This is a genomic window from Sphingomonas sp. Marseille-Q8236, assembly GCF_965112005.1.
The window spans coordinates 938470-956870 of sequence record NZ_CBCOPO010000002.1; the positions used below are offsets into that span (position 1 = coordinate 938470).

At 62.9% G+C, this 18401-nt stretch carries 17 protein-coding genes and 1 pseudogene; 11 read left to right on the forward strand and 7 right to left on the reverse strand.

Features of this window, described 5'->3' with window-relative positions; all coding sequences use genetic code 11:
• Position 1 precedes the first annotated feature (1 nt).
• Positions 2–409 carry a c-type cytochrome gene (locus tag ACWPWT_RS16855; protein WP_454280649.1) on the forward strand — a complete coding sequence of 136 codons (408 nt, stop codon included), beginning with the start codon at positions 2–4 and terminating at the stop codon, positions 407–409.
• Between the two features lie 31 nt (positions 410–440).
• Here the strand turns inward: ACWPWT_RS16855 and ACWPWT_RS16860 are convergent, their stop codons facing one another.
• Complete coding sequence (locus ACWPWT_RS16860) at positions 441–2771, reverse strand: FdhF/YdeP family oxidoreductase (protein ID WP_454280650.1); 2331 nt, start codon at positions 2769–2771, stop codon at positions 441–443.
• A 128-nt stretch (positions 2772–2899) separates the two neighbouring features.
• Between ACWPWT_RS16860 and ACWPWT_RS16865 the strand changes: the two genes are divergently transcribed.
• Positions 2900–3145 (forward strand): hypothetical protein, encoded by a 246-nt coding sequence (locus ACWPWT_RS16865; protein WP_454280651.1) that lies wholly within the window; start codon positions 2900–2902, stop codon positions 3143–3145.
• Between the two features lie 581 nt (positions 3146–3726).
• Positions 3727–4484, forward strand: a protein-coding gene (locus ACWPWT_RS16870) for an IS5 family transposase (protein ID WP_454278138.1) whose coding sequence is annotated in 2 segments (ribosomal slippage) — positions 3727–4060 and positions 4060–4484 — 759 coding nt in all. Because the reading frame shifts where the segments join, the coding sequence is not laid out codon by codon here.
• A 66-nt stretch (positions 4485–4550) separates the two neighbouring features.
• Here the strand turns inward: ACWPWT_RS16870 and ACWPWT_RS16875 are convergent.
• Together ACWPWT_RS16875 and ACWPWT_RS16880 are read right to left on the reverse strand one after the other, a co-directional pair.
• Positions 4551–4688, reverse strand: coding sequence for a hypothetical protein (locus ACWPWT_RS16875; protein WP_165895571.1), 138 nt, complete (start codon positions 4686–4688; stop codon positions 4551–4553).
• Between the two features lie 225 nt (positions 4689–4913).
• Positions 4914–5300: a winged helix-turn-helix transcriptional regulator gene (locus ACWPWT_RS16880; protein ID WP_454280652.1), complete on the reverse strand. Its 387-nt coding sequence runs from the start codon at positions 5298–5300 to the stop codon at positions 4914–4916.
• Positions 5301–5391: 91 nt separating this feature from the next.
• Between ACWPWT_RS16880 and ACWPWT_RS16885 the strand changes: the two genes are divergently transcribed.
• The 3 genes from ACWPWT_RS16885 (at position 5392) to ACWPWT_RS16895 (ending at position 9161) form a co-directional block, all read left to right on the forward strand.
• Positions 5392–6126, forward strand: coding sequence for an SDR family oxidoreductase (locus ACWPWT_RS16885; RefSeq protein ID WP_454280653.1), 735 nt, complete (start codon positions 5392–5394; stop codon positions 6124–6126).
• A 349-nt stretch (positions 6127–6475) separates the two neighbouring features.
• Positions 6476–8797, forward strand: coding sequence for a PAS domain S-box protein (locus tag ACWPWT_RS16890; RefSeq protein WP_454280654.1), 2322 nt, complete (start codon positions 6476–6478; stop codon positions 8795–8797).
• On the forward strand, positions 8790–9161 hold the full coding sequence (locus ACWPWT_RS16895) for a response regulator (protein WP_454280655.1): 372 nt from the start codon (positions 8790–8792) through the stop codon (positions 9159–9161). Before ACWPWT_RS16890 ends, ACWPWT_RS16895 begins: the two co-directional genes overlap by 8 nt.
• 299 nt (positions 9162–9460) lie before the next feature.
• Here the strand turns inward: ACWPWT_RS16895 and ACWPWT_RS16900 are convergent, their stop codons facing one another.
• Positions 9461–10411 (reverse strand): NAD(P)/FAD-dependent oxidoreductase, encoded by a 951-nt coding sequence (locus ACWPWT_RS16900; RefSeq protein WP_454280993.1) that lies wholly within the window; start codon positions 10409–10411, stop codon positions 9461–9463.
• Positions 10412–10539: 128 nt separating this feature from the next.
• Positions 10540–11643, reverse strand: a complete 1104-nt coding sequence (locus ACWPWT_RS16905; RefSeq protein ID WP_454280656.1) for an aldo/keto reductase — start codon at positions 11641–11643, stop codon at positions 10540–10542.
• A 95-nt stretch (positions 11644–11738) separates the two neighbouring features.
• Between ACWPWT_RS16905 and ACWPWT_RS16910 the strand changes: the two genes are divergently transcribed.
• The gene (locus ACWPWT_RS16910; protein ID WP_454280657.1) at positions 11739–12626 is read left to right on the forward strand and encodes a LysR substrate-binding domain-containing protein; all 888 of its coding nucleotides are present in this window, start codon (positions 11739–11741) and stop codon (positions 12624–12626) included.
• Positions 12627–12821: 195 nt separating this feature from the next.
• On the opposite strand, the gene ACWPWT_RS16915 is transcribed toward ACWPWT_RS16910, so the two are convergent.
• Entirely contained in the window at positions 12822–13736 is a 915-nt protein-coding gene (locus ACWPWT_RS16915; protein ID WP_454280658.1) for an AraC family transcriptional regulator, read from the reverse strand.
• A gap of 66 nt (positions 13737–13802) precedes the next feature.
• Between ACWPWT_RS16915 and ACWPWT_RS16920 the strand changes: the two genes are divergently transcribed.
• The gene (locus tag ACWPWT_RS16920; RefSeq protein ID WP_454280659.1) at positions 13803–14585 is read left to right on the forward strand and encodes an SDR family oxidoreductase; all 783 of its coding nucleotides are present in this window, start codon (positions 13803–13805) and stop codon (positions 14583–14585) included.
• Between the two features lie 61 nt (positions 14586–14646).
• Here ACWPWT_RS16920 and ACWPWT_RS16925 read toward each other — a convergent pair whose 3' ends face one another.
• Positions 14647–15513, reverse strand: coding sequence for an SDR family oxidoreductase (locus ACWPWT_RS16925; RefSeq protein WP_454280660.1), 867 nt, complete (start codon positions 15511–15513; stop codon positions 14647–14649).
• A 101-nt stretch (positions 15514–15614) separates the two neighbouring features.
• Here ACWPWT_RS16925 and ACWPWT_RS16930 point away from each other — a divergent pair, with 101 nt between their 5' ends.
• The 3 genes and pseudogenes from ACWPWT_RS16930 to ACWPWT_RS16940 all read left to right on the forward strand — a co-directional run bounded on the left by ACWPWT_RS16930 (position 15615) and on the right by ACWPWT_RS16940 (position 18145).
• Positions 15615–16508: a LysR family transcriptional regulator gene (locus tag ACWPWT_RS16930; protein ID WP_309697590.1), complete on the forward strand. Its 894-nt coding sequence runs from the start codon at positions 15615–15617 to the stop codon at positions 16506–16508.
• 27 nt (positions 16509–16535) lie between these two features.
• Positions 16536–16763: pseudogene (locus ACWPWT_RS16935) on the forward strand (SDR family NAD(P)-dependent oxidoreductase); the annotation flags it as partial.
• A 272-nt stretch (positions 16764–17035) separates the two neighbouring features.
• On the forward strand, positions 17036–18145 hold the full coding sequence (locus tag ACWPWT_RS16940; RefSeq protein ID WP_454280661.1) for an alkene reductase: 1110 nt from the start codon (positions 17036–17038) through the stop codon (positions 18143–18145).
• Positions 18146–18401: the final 256 nt, after the last annotated feature.

An 18401-nucleotide genomic window follows, 5' to 3' on the forward strand; every position in this document is an offset into this window, starting at 1 on the left:
GGTGCCTGTGACACTGATGTGGCTTGCCGCCTTGTTCGGACTCGCGATGCTCGCGGCGGTCATCGCAGGGATCACTCTCTACGCCGAGACCCGCGCAAAGACGCGAACCCATGCCGAGGCGATCACCGGCGGCCGGGTCGATAGTGGGCGTGCGGCTATCGTGCAGCGCGGCTGCGGCGGCTGTCATGATATTCCCGGAATCACAGGCGCGTCCGGCAGGGTAGGGCCATCTTTGTCCAGGATCGTCACCCGTGCGCATATTGCGGGCGCTTTCCCCAACGATCCCGACACGATCACGCGCTGGCTGATGCATCCCCAGAGGATGCGTCCCGGCACGGGTATGCCGGACCAGGGGTTGAGCGAAGCGGAAGCGCGCGCGATCGCGGCCTATCTCTATACCCTGGATTGACCGCCGATCGTCGAAAGCCTGTTCGCACCGGTCATGCGGTCGAACGATCGTCCATCCCCGGTTCCAGGATCGCGTCGCCGTCGCTAGTCACTGTCACAGGGATCGACTTGGCGGCGGGCGTCTTGCTGCCTACCGCATAATGCCACACCGGCATCAGGACGTTGCACTCGGGATAATAGCCGCCGATGCACCCGACCGGAATGTCATAGGCGACGACGATCATCCCCGACAGATGCCGGTCGACGCCGTCATCAGCGACGGTGCGCAGCGTCACCGCCTGGCCGACCTTCAGCCCCCGGCGTTCAATGTCGGACCGGTTCATCAGCACGACGTTGCGGATGCCGTCGATCCCCCGGAAGCGATCGTTATAGCCATAGACGGTGGTGTTGAACTGGTCGTTGCTGCGCAGGGTCATCAGCCGCAGCACGTCGTGTCCGACATCCGGCATGTCGAGGTCTTCGTCCAGGCCCTTGGGCGTGACGAAATTGGCACGGCCGGTATCGGTTTGCCATTCGCGCCTTTTGGCTGGCAGGTCGCGCTGGAAACCGCCGGGCTCCCACATACGCGTTTCATAGTCGTGGAAATTGTCGGGCAGGGTATGGGCGATCTCGCGCCGGATCTCGGCATAATCGGTCATGTAATCGTCCCACCGCACCTTCGGATTGGGCTCGAACAGCTGCTTGGCGAGTTCGCAGAGCAGGCGGATCTCGCTGATGAGATGTGGAGAGGCCGGCGTACGAACCCCGCGATTGCCGTGTACGCAGCCTGAGGTGTCCTCCATCGACAGTGCCTGTTGCCCGGCGGCCGTCTCGTCGATCTCCAGCCGCCCGATGACGGGCAATATATAGCTGATCTCACCGGGGAGCAGCGCGGTGCGGTTGAGCTTGGTCAGGACGTTGACGGTCAGCCGCATCCGGCGCCAAGCGGGTTCCATCCGGCCCTGGTCTGGAATGGCGCGGGCGAAATTGCCGCCCAGCATGAAGAACGCCTTCACCTGGCCTTCGAGGATCGCCTCGCACGCCTCGACCGTGTTGTATCCCGCCTCGCGCGGTGGCTCGAAGCCGAATTGCTCGCCCAGCCGGTTGAGCGGGAAAAGCTCGGGCTTCTCGGTGATCCCGACCGTCCGCTGGCCCTGGACATTGCTATGGCCGCGCACGGGACAGATGCCTGCGCCGGGCCGGCCGATATTGCCGCGCATCAGGAGCAGGTTGACCAGCATCTGCACCGTTTCGACGCCCGCACGGTGCTGCGTCAGGCCCATGCCGTAAATGCCGATGGTCGACGGCGCACGGGCATAGATGAGCGCCGTCGCTTCGAGATCGGCACGGTGCAGCCCCGAACGTCGCTCCAACTCGTCCCAGTCCTGCCCCCGTAACCAGTTGGCAAAGCGCTCGAAAGCATGGGTGTGCGCGTCGATAAAGGCGAGGTCGAGGATGGGCGGATCGCCCGCCGCCAAGGCGTCGTCGTGCAGCGTCAACACCGCCTTGCAGATGCCCGCGATCGCGGCCAGATCGCCGCCATTCTTGACCTGATGATAGTCCGAGCTGATCCGCGTATCCTTGCCGGTCAGCATCTCGGTTGGCGATTGCGGGTTCAGGAACCGCTCCAACCCCCGTTCGCGCAGCGGATTGAAGGTGATGATCGGCACCCCGCGCTGGCTCGCCTCCTGAAGCGGGTGCAACATGCGCGGCGAGTTGCTTCCCGGATTCTGACCGAAGAACATCAGGCAGTCGGCCTTGGCAAAGTCCCCCAGATCGACCGTGCCGACACCCTGGCCGATGCTGGCGGGCAAAGCGACTGAGGTCGTTTCGTGACACATGTTCGAACTGTCGGGTAGGTTGTTGTTGCCATAAAGCCGGGCGAACAATTGAAAGAGATAGCTGCCTTCGTTCGACAGCCGGCCGGAGCTGTAGAAGACGGTGCCGTGCTGCTTGTCCTCGACGGCGCGAAGTTCGCGGGCGATCTCCGCGGTGGCATGGCCCCAGGATACGGGCACATATTTGTCGGTTGCGGCGTCATAGCGCAGCGGATGGGTCAGGCGGCCGGGCTGTTCTAGATGAAAGTCGTCCCACTCGAGCAACTCGCTGACCGTGTGTTCGGCGAAGAAGGCGGGCGTGCAGCGATGCGCGGTCAACTCCCACGCCACCGCCTTCACCCCGTTCTCGCAGAATTCGAAGGGAAGCGGCGTGGCGGGTTTGACCCAAGCGCAGCTGTTGCATTGATAGCCATCGACTTTGTTATGCCGCGACAGCGCGACGCTAGCGCTGCCCAGCACACCCTCGCGGCGCAGGATATTGCCGACCGATCGGGCCGATCCCCATCCGCCTGAGGGGAGGCGATACGGCTTGTACGTGGCTTTCATCGGGTATCTCCGGCCGGGGCGGCGGGCGTTTCCTTGCGAAACATTCGCCGGGTCCTGTCGTTAACCCTGTGGCGGCGGTGGCTATCCCGAATCTGATTTAAGATACGGATTTAAAAAGGAGAAATGCCATGACAGTCGGTCGCGACTATATGCTGAAAAAGACGACGGGCCCTTCGGCCCCCAAATTCTTCATCGACACGCAGCTTGTGCCGCGACTGGTCAACGCCATCGGGCGGGGAGAGGTGCTGCTCGACCGTTCGGCGGTCCGTCTTGGCGTTCGCCCCTCGGTCCTTGCCGCCGGGGCAGCGTGTGTCATGGCGGTGCTGCTTTTGGGCATACCGCGGGGACAGCGAGGGGCGAGGGATCACGCGTAACCCATTGAATCAATTTGACGATCCATATTGAAACCGGGAGCCCCGGTTGCCCCCCTGATATTGAGGGAGAATTTATGCTCGGTTGTTTCGGGGGGCTGGCAACCGTCTGTCAGAGTCAATTCGCTCAGATGAACGAGCGGCAGAAACCGAGCAGTCACTCTAGTCACTCTATCGCATGAACGACCGGATATGGGTCCGCTCCGCCCGTTACGTGTGAGAATGATCGCAGCTGCCTCCGCAATTGACTCATCTCGATCATCAGTGTCCACCTCAGGCCCGTTCACAAAAGCAAAGCTCCCAACGCGCACTTCCCGCGGACGGTGACAATGCCCAGCGAACGGCAGGCAGGGAGCGGCGGGAGCGTTCCACGGTGAAACTGCAGTCAATCTAGCGCCAATTCCGCTCGCCAGCGGGCGCCGCCCCTGACACATTGCGGCACGTAGCAGGCGGGGCAAGGCAAAGTGATCGAGCACCTACGGGTCGGATGGGCGGCCTACTTCTTCCAGCGGCGACGTCGCATAGGGTCAGGACCCATTGATGTGAGCGTCGCGATCTGATTCAGGCTCCGCAAGGAGACCGAGATGAGTGACCTGTTTTGGCTGACGGACGAGCAGATGGAGCGGCTGCGGCCCTTCTTTCCCAAGAGCCATGGCAAGCCGAGGGTGGACGACCGGCGGGTGCTGAGCGGCATCGTATTCGTCAATCGCAACGGGCTTCGCTGGCGAGATGCGCCTAGCGAGTATGGCCCCCACAAGACGCTGTACAATCGGTGGAAGCGTTGGGGCGAGGCCGGCGTGTTCACGCGAATGATGGAAGGTCTGGCTGCAGCTGGCGCCGAGCCGCAGACGGTCATGATCGACGCAACCTATCTGAAGGCGCACCGCACGGCATCAAGCCTGCGGGTAAAAAAGGGGATCTTGGCCGCCTGATCGGCCGCACCAAAGGCGGTATGAATACCAAGCTACATGCCGTCGCCGATGCAAACGGGCGCCCCTTAAGCTTTTTCATGACCGCGGGCCAGGTCAGCGACTACACCGGCGCGGCAGCGCTGCTGGATGACATGCCGAAGGCGCAGTGGCTGCTCGGCGACCGCGGCTACGACGCCGACTGGTTCAGGGACGCCCTCCAGGCCAAAGGCATCCAGCCCTGCATCCCGGGCCGGCGATCACGCAACGAGCCGGTCAAATACGACAAGCGCCGCTACCGGCGCCGCAGCCGCATCGAGATCATGTTCGGCCGCCTCAAAGACTGGCGTCGGGTCGCTACCCGCTACGATCGCTGCCCCACTGCCTTCTTTGCCGCCGTCACCCTCGCTGCCACCGTCATCTTCTGGCTGTGATCAACGAGTCCTGACCCTAATACCCGTACAAGTCGAGTGGGGCCGGTGCCGACCGGCCCCCATCGATTACTTCTTCTTTTTGTCGGGGCGCTGAGACAATGCAGATCCAGCGGCTGTCTTCGAGTCCTTGCCGGTTCGACCGTCCTTCAGGACCTTAGAAGCTGCCTTGCCGGCTTTCTCGCTCGTATGCTCGTTCTTCGCCATCGTTTGGCTCCAAGCGGACACCATCTAGTGGTGCATAGTCCTAAACCATCTATTAGTTGATTGGTTCCTAACTTGTTCTCGCGAGGCCAAGGTCTTGCACCGCTTTATGAACGACCGTCTGCTTATGGGTAGCGTTATTGGCGCCCTGAGCGTCCGGAACTGGGTCAGGCTGATCCAGAACCGATGGGTGCGATGCTCATCGTTTCAGGTCTAACGGCCTGCCAGTCAACCGCGCCCCCAGCCGTCACGCTCAGCGAATAGCTTCTGCATTACGACCATATTGTCGGTGCCCCATTGGCATAGCGGCTCAAGCGCCCGGGCGAGGCTCTGGCCAAGTGCGGTCAGCGTGTAGTCGACCCGCGGCGGCACCTCCTTGTAGTCATTCCGGCGCAGGACGCCGTCCGCTTCTAGTTCTTTGAGTTGCTGGATCAGCACCTTGTCACTGACGTCGCGGATGGCGCGCTTCAGTTCCCCATAGCGGGTGGGTCCGCGCAGCAGAAAGTACAGGATCAGCGGCTTCCACTTTCCCGAGATGACCTTGAGCGTGACGTCAAGCCCGCAGGTGAAGGCAGGCGCGATGGGGGCAACGGCGTGATCGTCGGCCAGTGGCATTTCAGACATTATAGGTACTTACCAAAAGGTGCATACTTGTCCTTAGGTAGGTCGAAAGCCAACTGCGTGCAACCAATGAATGGAGGCACTTATGACCAGACTGAACAGGAAGATCGCTGTCATAACCGGGGGTGGTACGGGGATTGGCCTGGCCTCGGCGAAGCGGTTCATCGCCGAAGGGGCGTTCGTGTACCTGTTCGGACGCAGGGCGGAGAAGCTGGAAGCTGCTCTGGCGGCGCTCGGCGGCAATGCACGGGCGGTCCCGGGATCGGTTACCGATGCTGGAGATCTCGACCGGCTGTACGACACGGTGGAGCAGGAGCACGGCAAGCTCGACATCCTGTTCGCCAATGCCGGCACGGGGGCATTGTCGCCCTTGTCCGAGATCACGCCCGACCATGTCGACGCGACGTTCGACGTCAATGTGAAGGGCACGATCTTCACGGTTCAAAAAGGCCTAAAGCTGATGGAGGCCGGCGGTTCGGTCATCCTCACCGGCTCGACCACAGGCGTCATGGGTACCCCGGCATTCAGCGTCTACAGCGCCTCAAAGGCGGCAGTCCGCAACTTGGCGCGCAGCTGGGCGCAGGATCTGCGGGGCACGGGTATCCGGGTCAATGTCCTGTCACCGGGGCCGACTTTGACCGAGCTTGCCGCCGAGGTCGTTGGCCGTGATGCCATGATCGAGATGGGGGCAACGACGCCGATCGGACATGTCGGCGAGCCGTCAGAAGTTGCGGCCGCTGCTGCCTTCCTGGCATCATCAGACAGCAGCTTCATGACGGGCAGCGAGCTGTTTACCGACGGCGGCCTGGCGCAGATTTGACGAAGTGCTCCAGCCGGCTTGAGGTCGGCTGGCACCATCAAATAAGCCCGCGGAGTGCCACACCAATAGCAGCTGCGACCTTCCGGCCACCGCGCCACGCGATGACGGTGCTGAAAGGCCGACATGAACGAATGGCAGCAATCGGGAACGTCAAAACCGGCCGTGGATCACCGCAACTGGGTCATCGTGGCGAAGGGGAGGGCGGCAGCTCTCGCCCAACGCAGACATTCGACATCGCACCTGCAAGCCACCATTCGGACGCCCATTCATTTTCAGCGCCTTAACCTGACGCAGTGGGCTTAAGCCTCTGTACAGGTTACGAAAAGCATCCAACAGCGGGCGCGTCGTGATGCCGAAAAACAACGAACAGTGGCTTAAACGTCAGCAAGCGCTGGCTGACTTTGGCGATTTGGCGATCCGCTCTCAGGACTTGGATGAAGTCCTGATGGAAGCGTGTCGCTTGGTGAGCGAGGCACTCGGAACGGATTGCGCCAAGGTCCTTGAGATTCAGGAAAATCGTCACGAGTTGCTGGTGCGTGCAGGGGTTGGCTGGGCAGTCGGCGTTGTCGGCGCCGTGCGCCTTCAGATGAACGATCGGTCATCCGAGACATATGCGATCGAGGCTGCGGCGCCGGTCACCATGCAGGACATCGCGATAGAGACGCGGTTCGACATCCCCGAGTTTATGAAAAAGGCCGGCGTGGTAGCGCTGGTCAACGTGCCGATCTTCGTGCCCGGCAAACAGCCCTACGGCATCCTACAGGTCGATGACACAAAGCCTCGCGATTTTGGCGACGACGAGATACAGTTCCTGCGCACCTATGCAATGATCCTCGGGCCGGTCATCGACCGCCTGCACTTGCTTGAGGAACGCGCAGAGATTCAGCGGAGCCTGCGATCCAGTGAGGCGAGGCACCGGTTGCTGATCGAGCGGTGGGCGCAATCGGTCTGGGAAACAAGCGCTGAAGGTGTCGTCGTCAAAGATAGCTCGAGTTGGCGCGCCTACACCGGACAGACCAAGGAAGAATGGCTCGGCTATGGCTGGCTCGACGCGATCCATTCTGACGACCGCGCTTATGCCGAGCGGCAATGGCGCGAGGCTGTGGCGGTAGAAGGAGTGGTGGATGCGGAGTTCCGGCTCCGCGCGCCAGATGGCCGGTGGCAATGGACCAACGTTCGCGCAGTTCCTGTCCGTGATGGAACAGGCAGAGTTGAATTGTGGGCGGGAATGAACATCAACATCGACGCGCGCAAGCGCGCCGAGGCTGCGCTGCGCGAGAGCGAAGCACGGCTGCGCGCAATCTTAGAGAGCGCGCTCGACTACGCCATTTTCACCACCGACCCGGATGGGATCATCGAAACCTGGTCACCTGGCGCTGAAGCGGTGTTTGGTTGGACAGCTGAGGAAGCGGTCGGCAAGCACTCTGCTATCACGTTCATTCCGGAGGATCGTGACCGCGGTGTTCCGCAAGGAGAGTTGGCAGAGGCAGCCGAAAAAGGCTTCGCCCCGAATGTTCGCTGGCACCAGCATAAGGATGGCCACCGCGTCTTCATCGAGGGTACTACGCGCCCCATGGCCGCCGTCGCTGGCACCCCGCAAGGCTTCCTTAAGGTCGGCCGGGATTTGACCGATCGCAAACGCTGGGAGGAACGCCTTCAACAAAGCGAAGAACGCCTTCGCAGCGCAGTAGAAGTCGGGCGGCTCGGCCTATGGGACTGGAACGTCGTCACTGGTGAGATCCACTGGTCAGACGAGCATTTCCGCATGGAGGGGTATGCTGTCGGTGAGGTGACACCCAGTTACGAAACTTGGGCAAGCCGCCTTCACCCTGATGACCGGTTGGGCGCTGAGACCGCGCTTCAACACGCGATGAATGCGCATGAGGAGTTCGCCCACGAGTTCCGCGTCGTCCATTCCGACGGGTCCGTGCACTGGCTCTCCGGCCGCGGTAAGTTCTTTTATGACGATGAGGGACGACCGGTACGGATGGTCGGGGCGATGGTGGAGACCACACCCGCTCGCGAGTGGGAAGAGCGTCAGCTTGTACTAATTGGCGAACTTCAGCACCGGACACGGAACCTGATCGGTCTTGTGCGCTCAATATCGGACAAGACAGCGCGTGCGAGCGTCAGTCTGTCAGACTTCCGCGAGCGGTTTCGCGATCGGCTTGAAGCGCTAGCGCGGGTCCAGGGTTTGCTGTCGCGGCTGAACGATCATGACCGCATCTCCTTCGACGAGCTGATCGAAACAGAGTTCGCAGCGCTTGGTAGCAAGTCAGATCGAGTTAGTCTGAATGGGCCCAAAAATGTGCGCCTGCGCTCATCGACTGTTCAGACGATCGCGATGGCACTCCACGAACTTGCCACTAACGCGGTGAAATACGGGGCGCTCGGGCAAGCAGATGCCCAGCTTGCGGTAACGTGGCAGCTGCAGCCTCCGGACGAGAAAGGACGGCCTTGGCTTCACATCGACTGGCGCGAACGCAACGTGAAAATGCAGCCGTCTGGCGCGAAGCCCGGTGGGAGGGGCCAAGGACGCGATTTGATAGAGAAGGCTCTCCCATATCAGCTAAGCGCCAAGACCAGCTACGAACTCGGCCCTGACGAAGTCCATTGCACAATCTTGATGCCCGTATCGACCTCCATCAGTCGAGGAGCCATCGATGTCTGATAGAACACTTGCTGAATGCCGGGTGCTGATCGTCGAAGACGAGTATATGCTGGCAGATGACCTAAAGATGGAACTTGAGGAGGCCGGGGCTGTGATACTCGGCCCTATAGGCACGCTCGAAGATGCCATCGCCGCGATCGAGAACGAAGAGGTCATTGATGGTGCGATCCTCGACGTGAATCTACGCGGAGAGATGGTTTTTCCTGTTGCAGACTTGCTGCTGGAGCGTGATGTGCCATTCATATTCACGACGGGCTATGACGCATCCGCCATCCCACCCCGTTTCTCGCAAATCACCAGATGTGAGAAGCCGGTCAACATACGCCTCGTCACCCAAGCGCTTGGACGATTGATCCACGAGTAAGGAGACCGGAGCAGCGGCACCAACCAACGTCCAGAGTAGGTGCTGCCACAAGCGCCGTGATCTCGCTCATGCCCCGCGAGTGGCCAAGCCCTTTTCCGCGCATCCGGACGCCCGCGATTTCGGCCAGCTTGTCCCGTGCCATGTCCTCAAGGTAGGGCCCGTTTGCCAAAGCACCAACAAGTTCTTTGTATCCGATGCGTCAGCTGACGAAAAGCGCGTAGCAAGCGCCGGGACCCATTCTGAACGAGTGTCCGGTTTATAAGCGACCAATGAAGGCGGTGAACGTCCGGTTCTGGGTCTCAGCATCGGACATGCTGTTTGGAAACAGCCCGATTTGTCGATCCGACGAACTCCGCGAGATGCTGTCCCGACAGCCAGGCAGCTTCGATCCGCGGTCCGAGAAGCCAGTCGCCGCAGGCGCCTAGCCGGATATCAGCGTTCCAGATCGCGCCGTGGTTCAACGCGTCGACCCTCGCATACCGCCAGCGATGAACGCTGGTCGCGATGACGGCAGGCAATTCGGCGCCGATATGGTCCGCGAACGCCGCGAGAAGCGCGCGTTGTACCGTGTCCGGATCGTCTTCGAGATGCGCGCGCGACCAATCGGCACTGGCCTGAAGGACCCAGGCCTCCGGTCCAGTCCGAGTTGGCTTGGCCGAGTTGTGGACAGCGGATCCGATGATGCCGAGATCCGTAAGCCGATCGTGATCGATCGGTACCAGACCGTCGAATGCTGCCATGACGGTCCAGCACGGATCGGACACTGCAGAACGGGCTGCATCGGCCAATGCGACATCGTGGGCGGTGACTAAGGGCGCGACCTGTTCGGCCGGCACCGCGACGATCGCCGCGTCGAACCGCTCGTTACCGATCCGCCATTCGCCGTCATAGATCAGAGTGTTGATGGCTGCGTTCCAGCGGACGTCGCCGTCGCTCGCCATCGCGCGGATCGGCGCGTTCATCGCCGGCGCCCCGACCCACGCATCCGAGCCGGCGGGCGACCAGCGCGCGACGTGGCCGTCTTGCGCCCAGCGTTCGACCTGCGCGACGAACGCGGGGTCGCGTGCGGTCATATATTGCGCGCCGTGATCGAACGCGGCTTCACCCAGCGGTGTGTCGATGCGGCGGGTCGACATGCGGCCACCCGGCCCGCGGCCCTTGTCGAAGACGATGACATCGTGACCCCGATGACGAAGCGCCTGCGCGCAGGACAGGCCGGCCATTCCCGCCCCGATGATTCCGATCCGCATGTCTATCCCCGTGCCGTCGTTCAGCAAACGAACTTGCTGTAGACCGGACGGCTTCAAACGCGGAGTTTGTCGATTGGAGCCGACCACGCGCAAATTTCGTCTTGGGCGAGCGGCTCCAGGATGACGGTTCAACTTCGAATGTCTCCGCCGCCGAAGACGACCTGATTGCGCATGGCGGGGGCGAACAGGCCGTATAGAAACGACAGGTTGCCACCGCTCACCGCATCGAGCGCCGCACGGTGATCGGATGACAGGGTAAGGCCGAGGGCGGCGACATTGTCAGTTACCTGCTCCGCGCGGCTCACGCCCATCAGCGTCGATGTGACGCCAGGCTGTCCGACCACCCAGGATAGCGCGACCCGCGCAGGCGTCTCGTCAACCTCTGCGGCGACGCGTTTCAGTTCGTCGAGGATCTGCCAGTTGCGCTCGGTGAACAGCGTGTCGCCGAACGGATTGTCGCCATCGAGCCGCTTGTCGTTGGCGGGCCGCGCCGTATCGTCCTCACCGGCTTGGTTGGGGACGCCGCCCGCGCGCTTCGGACCTGCCTCGACGGTCGCGCGGTCGTATTTGCCGGTGAGCAGGCCATAGGCGAGCGGGCTCCAGGGCACGAGACCCATACCTGCCGATCGCGCGAGCGGTAGGTGCTCGGCTTCGACTCCGCGTTCGACCAACGAATAGAAATATTGCAGGCCGATCGGCGTCGGATCGCCCTGGACCCGCGCCAGCGTCGCGAGTTCGGCGACGTACCAGGCCGGGGTGTTGGATATGCCCCAGTAGCGGATCTTGCCCGCTGCGACGAGCGCGGTCATCGTCCGCAACAGTTCCTTGGGCGGGGTTATGCCGTCCCAGACATGTACCCAGTACAGGTCGATGAAGTCCGTCCGAAGCCGGCGGAGCGATCTGTCGACGGACGCTAGGATGTGGCGCGCGCCGTTGCCGCCTGCGTGATAGCCGCGGCCGGTCGCAAACCCCGATTTTGTCGCGATCACCAGCCGATCGCGCGACGATTGCGCGGCGACGAAACTACCGATCATCTCTTCCGATCGCCCGCCTGCATAGACGTCGGCGGTGTCGATGAAATTGCCGCCAAGATCGGTGTAGCGATCGAACACCGCGCGGCTTCCGCGCTCGTCCAGCCCCCATCGCGGCGTGCCGAAGGTCATCGTACCGAGTGCCAGCGGGCTGACGAGAAGGCCGGAGCGGCCGAGCGGGCGATAGGTGTCGAGTTTCATGGTCGCATCCTGCAGTGTGTTGTCTCCAGATGGACGCCGGACGGCGCGAGGATTAGACCATTTGCGGCGCATGGGTTGCTGAAGGATGTTCAGGAATGGATCGCGATCTCTGGTCCGGTCTGGCGGTGTTCGAGACGATCGTCGAGGCCGGCAGCTTCGCGCGAGCGGCGACGCGGCTTGGATTGTCCGCCTCGGCTTTGAGCCATGCGATGCGGTCGCTCGAAACGAAACTGGGCGTCCGGCTGCTTGACCGTACCACCCGGTCGCTGGCGCCGACGCTTGCAGGTGAGGAACTGCTGGCGCGGTTGAAGCCGGCGATCGCTTCGGTCGCGGACGCGCTGTCCGACTTGGATAACGCCCGCGAACGACCGGCGGGGCGGATCCGGGTCAGTGCGCACCGGGTCGCGGCGCTCTACGTCATCCTGCCGCGACTGGCCGACTTTGCGCGGGCCTATCCCGACATCGCGGTTGAACTGGTGGTCGACGACGGGTTCGTCGACATCGTCGCGGACCGCTTCGACTGCGGGGTCCGGCACGCGCAGACCCTGCAGGCCGACATGATATCGGTACGGATCAGCGCAACGGTGCCACTCGTCTTCGTTGCCGCCCCGGTCTACCTCGCCGACCATCCCGCACCCGCCGATCCCGACGATCTCGTCGCGCATCGGTGCCTGTGTTATCGGTACACGTCGTCTGGCGTCGTACATCGATGGGAATTCGAGCGGGACGGCCGGACGGTGGAACGGTCGGTCCGCGGCGACTTCATCACCAACGATATCGACGTGATGCGCGACGCCGCGGTGGCAGGGCTGGGCGTGACTTGCCTGCCGCTACCGCACGCCGCGCAAGCACTGGCCAACGGTACGCTGGTTGAAGTGCTCACTGGCTGGGCACCCATATTGGCGCCGAACCACCTCTATTATCCGAGCCGCCGCCAACCGACTGCCGCTTTCCAGGCCTTTGTGGCGGCGATGCGCGTCTGATCGCAAGCGTGCTTTGATAAGAATAGGGGCATTTGATGATCAGGACCACGGGGCGCTTCGTTGGGGAACGTCGCCGTCAGCTTCGAAGTCCCGAGGGCATAAATGAGTGTCTGGAGTTGGGAAACGGGAAGGCTGGCCCGAACGTCTGGAAGTGGGTCGATGGCGCTGCTCCATGCCAAGACGCTACTCGCGTAGTTAGCCCCTCTCCGAAACTCGCGCATAGCGCATGGGTGGCATGCCGACCTGCCGGGTGAAGGCCGTGCTGAACGTGCTGGCCGATCCATAGCCGACCTCCGCGGCGACCTGACGGATCGCGAGACCGCGTGTTCGCAACAGGCGCTTCGCCAATGCCATCCGCCAGGTGAGCAGATACTCGATGGGCGGCATGCCGACGGTGCTGGTGAAGCGTGCAAAGAAGGCGGAGCGCGACATGGCCGCCTCGGCCGCCAGGTCCCTGACCGTCCACGGGTGCGCGGGACGCGCGTGCATAGCCCGCAATGCGGTGACCAGTCGTTCGTCGGACAGGCCCCGCGCGAGGCTCGGCATAGCGGCGGGACTGGAGCCACAGCGCAGGGCCTCGATCAGGAGGACTTCGAGCAAACGCTCCAGCACCAATTCACGCCCGGGCCTTGCCTTACGGGTCTCGTCCCCGACCAGGTCCATCAATGTGGCCAGCCGCGGCTCATCACGTGCCACCACCATCGCCGGTAGCAGCGACACAAGCAGAGCGGCGTCTGGCGACGCGAAACTGCAAATCCCGACCTGCATGCGCAAATTGACGGGCTGACCGGCTTGTCCGATGCGGAACCGGCCCTCACCGATCTCGGTCGGGCTCATGACGGCGCCATACGGCGGTGGGTCCATGCTCTCGATGCCGTCAATGGCCCGGTCGCCGGTGGCCGGAAGCAGTACGAAGTCGCCAGCCCGTATGACGATCGAGGCTTGGCCGGCGTTCACCACCCGGCATTCGCCTTCCAGCACCGCGAAATAGACAGGCTTGCCCTCGACGTCGCGGCGGATGCGCCAGCGCCCGGCATATTCGACGAGTTTCGAGAAGCTCGCGGAGGGCCGCAGCAGGGTCACGATCTCGGCCAGCGGATCGATGGTCATATCAGGACGATCGCCAAAGAAGTCAGGATTGCCAACCATAGGCAGTCTTGGTCGTGGAAACCATCTTTGGCGCTCCCACCCTCGTCAATGGAGCAAGACATGCCCAACGTTCTCATCACCGGCTGTTCCTCGGGCTTCGGTCTCGAAACCGCAAAACTGTTCCTCGACCGCGGCTGGCGTGTCGTCGCGACGATGCGCACGCCTGATCCGGGCCTGCTGCCGTCGTCCGACCGGCTCACCATTCTGCCGCTCGACGTCACGGATCACGACAGCATCGCCAGTGCGGTCGAGCAGGCGGGGCCGGTCGACGTGCTCGTCAACAATGCCGGTTTCGGGGCCGCAGTCCCGATCGAACTCATCGAGTTCGACACGGCGCGCCAGCTGTTCGAGACCAATACGCTCGGCACGCTCGCAATGATGCAGGCGGTCTTGCCGGCTTTCCGCGCGCGGCGATCCGGCGTGATCATCAACGTGACCTCGACCGTCACGCTCAAGCCGCTGCCGCTGGTCAGCACCTATCGCGCCAGCAAGGCCGCGGTGAATGCGCTCACCGAAAGCCTGGCGGTCGAGATGCAGCCGTTCGGCGTACGCGTCCACATCGTGCTGCCCGGCCGTTCCCCGACGACGCAATTCAGCGCGAGTGCGAGGCCGCACCTGCGCGGTCTCGATAATCCCGACTATAAGCCGTTGATCGAGGGTATGATCAAACAGTTCCAGGAGGACACGGGGCCGGTCACCCATGCTGAAGACGTTGCAGCTGCCGTGTTCGAGGCCGCGACCAACCCGTCCGCACCGCTCAAGATCCCCGCTGGCGCAGATGCGATCGCCTGGATGGCGGACGCCGCCTGACGTGTGAAACCCGGCGGCCGGCGGGTACCCACCCGCTGGCCGCCGGGCCACAGCGTGAAGATCAAGCGGAAGCGAGCCGCACTGCTGTCTCGCGATAGTCGTGCAGGGGCCGGCCGAGCATGTTAGCCAGGCGCTCGCGGTCGCTGGTCTCCGGGATCATCCCGTCGCTGACGTAGCGCTCGGCCATCAGCCGCATCTCATAAGCCATCCAGCGCGGCATGAACGTCGCCATATTCTGTTCGAAGCCGCTGGGATCGTCGCCGCCATAGGCGATGGGGCGGCCGAGGACGTCGGACCATATCGCTGCCACGTCCTCGCCGGTCAGCGTCTCGGGACCGACCACGTTGATCGTCTCGATCGGCAGTTTGTCGGGTGCGCGGTCACGCCGGATCAGCTCGATTGCCGCGACCTCGGCGATGTCGCGCGCATCGACCATGGCCACGCCCTTGCCGCCGATCGGCATCGGATAGACACCGTGCTGAAGGATCACGTCCTTCACCATCGCTTCGTTGTCGATGAAGTAGGCCGGACGCAGGATGGTGGCACCGAAGTTCATCGCCTCGAGCATCCGCTCGGCACCCGATTTCACCGCAAAGTGGGGTACGTTGACGGCGCGGTCAGCCTCAAACACCGACAGATAGACGACGCGATCGACACCGGCCTCTCGCGCGACGTTGAGCGTGACGATCGCCTGGGTAAATTCGTCGCCGGTCACCGCATTGAGCAGAAACAGCGTCCTTACGCCGACAAAGGCCGCGCGCAGGGAGTCGATATCGAGCAGATCGCCCTTGGCAACATCGACGCCGGCTGGAAACGCCGCTTTGGCAGGATCACGAGTGAGGACGCGGACAGAGGCGTCGCGAGTGACGAGCTGTTCGACGACATGGCGGCCGACGCGTCCGGTGGCGCCGATTACGAGGATGGTCATGGGGCTTCTCCTTGGGTCTTGCTGACCCGAGCAAGATGCATGATCCATGGTACGGCAACTAGACGCGCAATCTGGACGCGCCGTCTCATGGGTGGAACGATATGGACCTGCTCGCGCTCGCCGATTTTACGCTGGTCGCCCGCCACGGCGGCTTTGGCAAAGCCGCGCGCGCCGCACGCAGGCCCAAGGCGACGCTGTCGCGCCGCGTGTCGGAGCTGGAGGCCGCGCTCGACCTGCGTCTGTTCGAGCGCGGCCAGCGCGACCTCAAGCTGACCGAGGAGGGCCGGGCGCTGGCCGAAAGGGCTGGCGCTCTGCTCTCCGAGCTTGAGGAGACGACGATCGAGATCGCATCTGGCAGCGCGATGGTCCGTGGAAGCCTCAGGATCAGCGCGCCGCTTCTCTTCTCTCAGACCGCGATGGGGCGGCTGGCGGCCGGGTTCGCGCAGCGCCATCCCGATGTTCGGCTAGAGGTCACGACCGACGATCGCGCGGTCGACATGATCGAGGAAGGCTATGATCTGGTCATCCGCGTGAACCCGACAACGGACGATGCGCTAGTGGGCCGGCCCTTCCTCCACGACCGACTGGTCGTCATTGCCGCACCTGACCTATCACCGCTGGCAGGCGGCATCTTTCCCGCTGTGGTGCGCGACCGCGACGTCGAAAACAGCTGGACGATCGACACCGCCGATGGGCAACGCGCGATCGCGATCGATCCGGTGCTCCGATTGTCCTCGCTAGTGATGATCCGGGATGCGGTGCGTCTTGGTGCCGGTGTGGCGCGCTTGCCCCTCTCGCTGGTCAGCGGGGACATCGCAAGAGGGCGGCTGATCGCGTGGGGTGATGTCCCGGCCTCACGCGTCGCGCTATGGGCGCTCTATCCCTCGCGACGCCTACTGAACGCCAGGGTATCGGCGTTCTTGGAGTATCTGCGGCAGTCCTTTCCGAACGGGACGGTCGAGGAACTCGCCGCCTATCTGGAGGATCGGTGCTGACCGTCAGCGGCTCGCCGATCACCACGCCTCGCCTCGGTCGCCGCGCACATGGTGATGCCGACCGCCGCGGTTTATTGCGCCGCCAAACATGCCGTGCGCGCCATGACTGAAGGGTTGCGGCAGGAGCATGATGAGGTCCGCTCGACGTTGATCTCGCCGGACGCAAGCGCGCGAGCCGTTCGCTATGCCATTGCGCAGCCGGAGGGTGTCGACATCAATGAGGTGATCGTTCGCCCGACCGCAGCGGACATGTGACTGTTTGGGCGTGCCGGTGCCGCAGCGGGCACGCCCAAACGACCTGTTCGTCCATATTGACGAGCGCTGAGATCAGCTAGCCAGGAGGGGATCGAGAACGACTGGGGTTTGATCATGATCGCATAGGAGGCCATTGCGACCGTCAACGCGCCATCAGCATCTCTTCCAGATCGGTTCAACCGACCATGAATGCGGCCGAACGCCGGACCGTAACGGCAGCTTGTCCGTTCAGCGTTCCTGATCTTGCACTGCACTGATGGATATCGCCGACCATGCCCGACCATTCCGCATCGCCCATATTGCAGCCGGTCCAGATCGGTGACCTGTCGCTACGCAACCGCATCGTCATGGCGCCGTTGACGCGCAGCCGTTCGAACGATGACGGGATTCCGCCTGCTTTCGCCGCCGACTATTACGCACAGCGCGCTGACGCTGGGATCATAATAAGCGAGGCGACCAACATCTCCCCACAGGCGGTCGGCTACGCGCTGACACCGGGGATCTGGAACGATCAGCAAATCGAGGCATGGCGCCCGATCGTGCAGGCTGTCCATGATCGCGGCGGCGTGATGTTTCTTCAATTGTGGCATACTGGCCGCATCTCACATCCGGACCTACAGGGTGGGGAGCTGCCGGTCGCGCCATCTCCGATCAAGCCGGTCGGACAGGCGTTCACCAAGGAAGGGATGAAGGACCACGTCACGCCCCGCGCGCTTGAAACCGACGAGATTCCTGGCATCGTCGATGATTATCGCCGCGCCGCCACAAACGCCAAGGCGGCAGGGTTTGATGGGGTCGAAGTCCATTCGGCGAACAACTATCTGCTTGAACAGTTCGTACGCGACAGCACCAACCGGCGGACCGACCGCTATGGCGGGTCGATCGAAAACCGTCTGCGCTTCCCCCTTGAGGTCGTCGACGCGGTCGTCGGCGTTTGGGGCGCAGGGCGTGTCGGCATCCGATTGTCGCCAGCGACGACAATGCCCGGCGAGACGCCGCTCGACAGCACAGTGATGGAAACCTTCGGCACCTATGTTGATGCGCTGTCTCAGCGCGGCCTGCTCTATGTCCACGACATCGAGGGCGTGACGCAGCAGACACGTGACGCAGATGGCGTCGACTTTGCCGCGCTGCGCAAGCGCTTCAAAGGGGCTTATATCGCGAACAACCAGTACACGCTCAAGCTGGCCGAGGAGGTTCTTGAGCGTGGCGATGCCGACCTGTTCAGCATGGGGCGGCCGTTCATTGCCAACCCCGATCTCGTTGATCGCCTGCGCACGGGTGCGCCGCTTGCAGAGGCGCCAAAGGAATATTGGTATGGCGGCGGGTCGGTCGGCTATTCCGACTGGCCGACGATGCGCGGCAACCCGGATCGCGGCTGAGCCAGCCCTCACATCAGAGCGGGCTTTAGGATCAAGCCCATAGCGCGGGTTGATCGCGACAGGCAATCCGAGATTCGGTGAGCGGGATAGCTGGTGTAGCGACGTTCGGCGCAGGGGTGGTTGGGAGACCAGCCTCCGCGCCAACGGAGTTGACGTTTGTGCTGCTTCTGTACGATGTTGGCGCGATCCCGCACACGCCCGCCCGATACCAGATCCTCGATGCGAACTTTGACCACATCACAGCCGCGTAATTTGC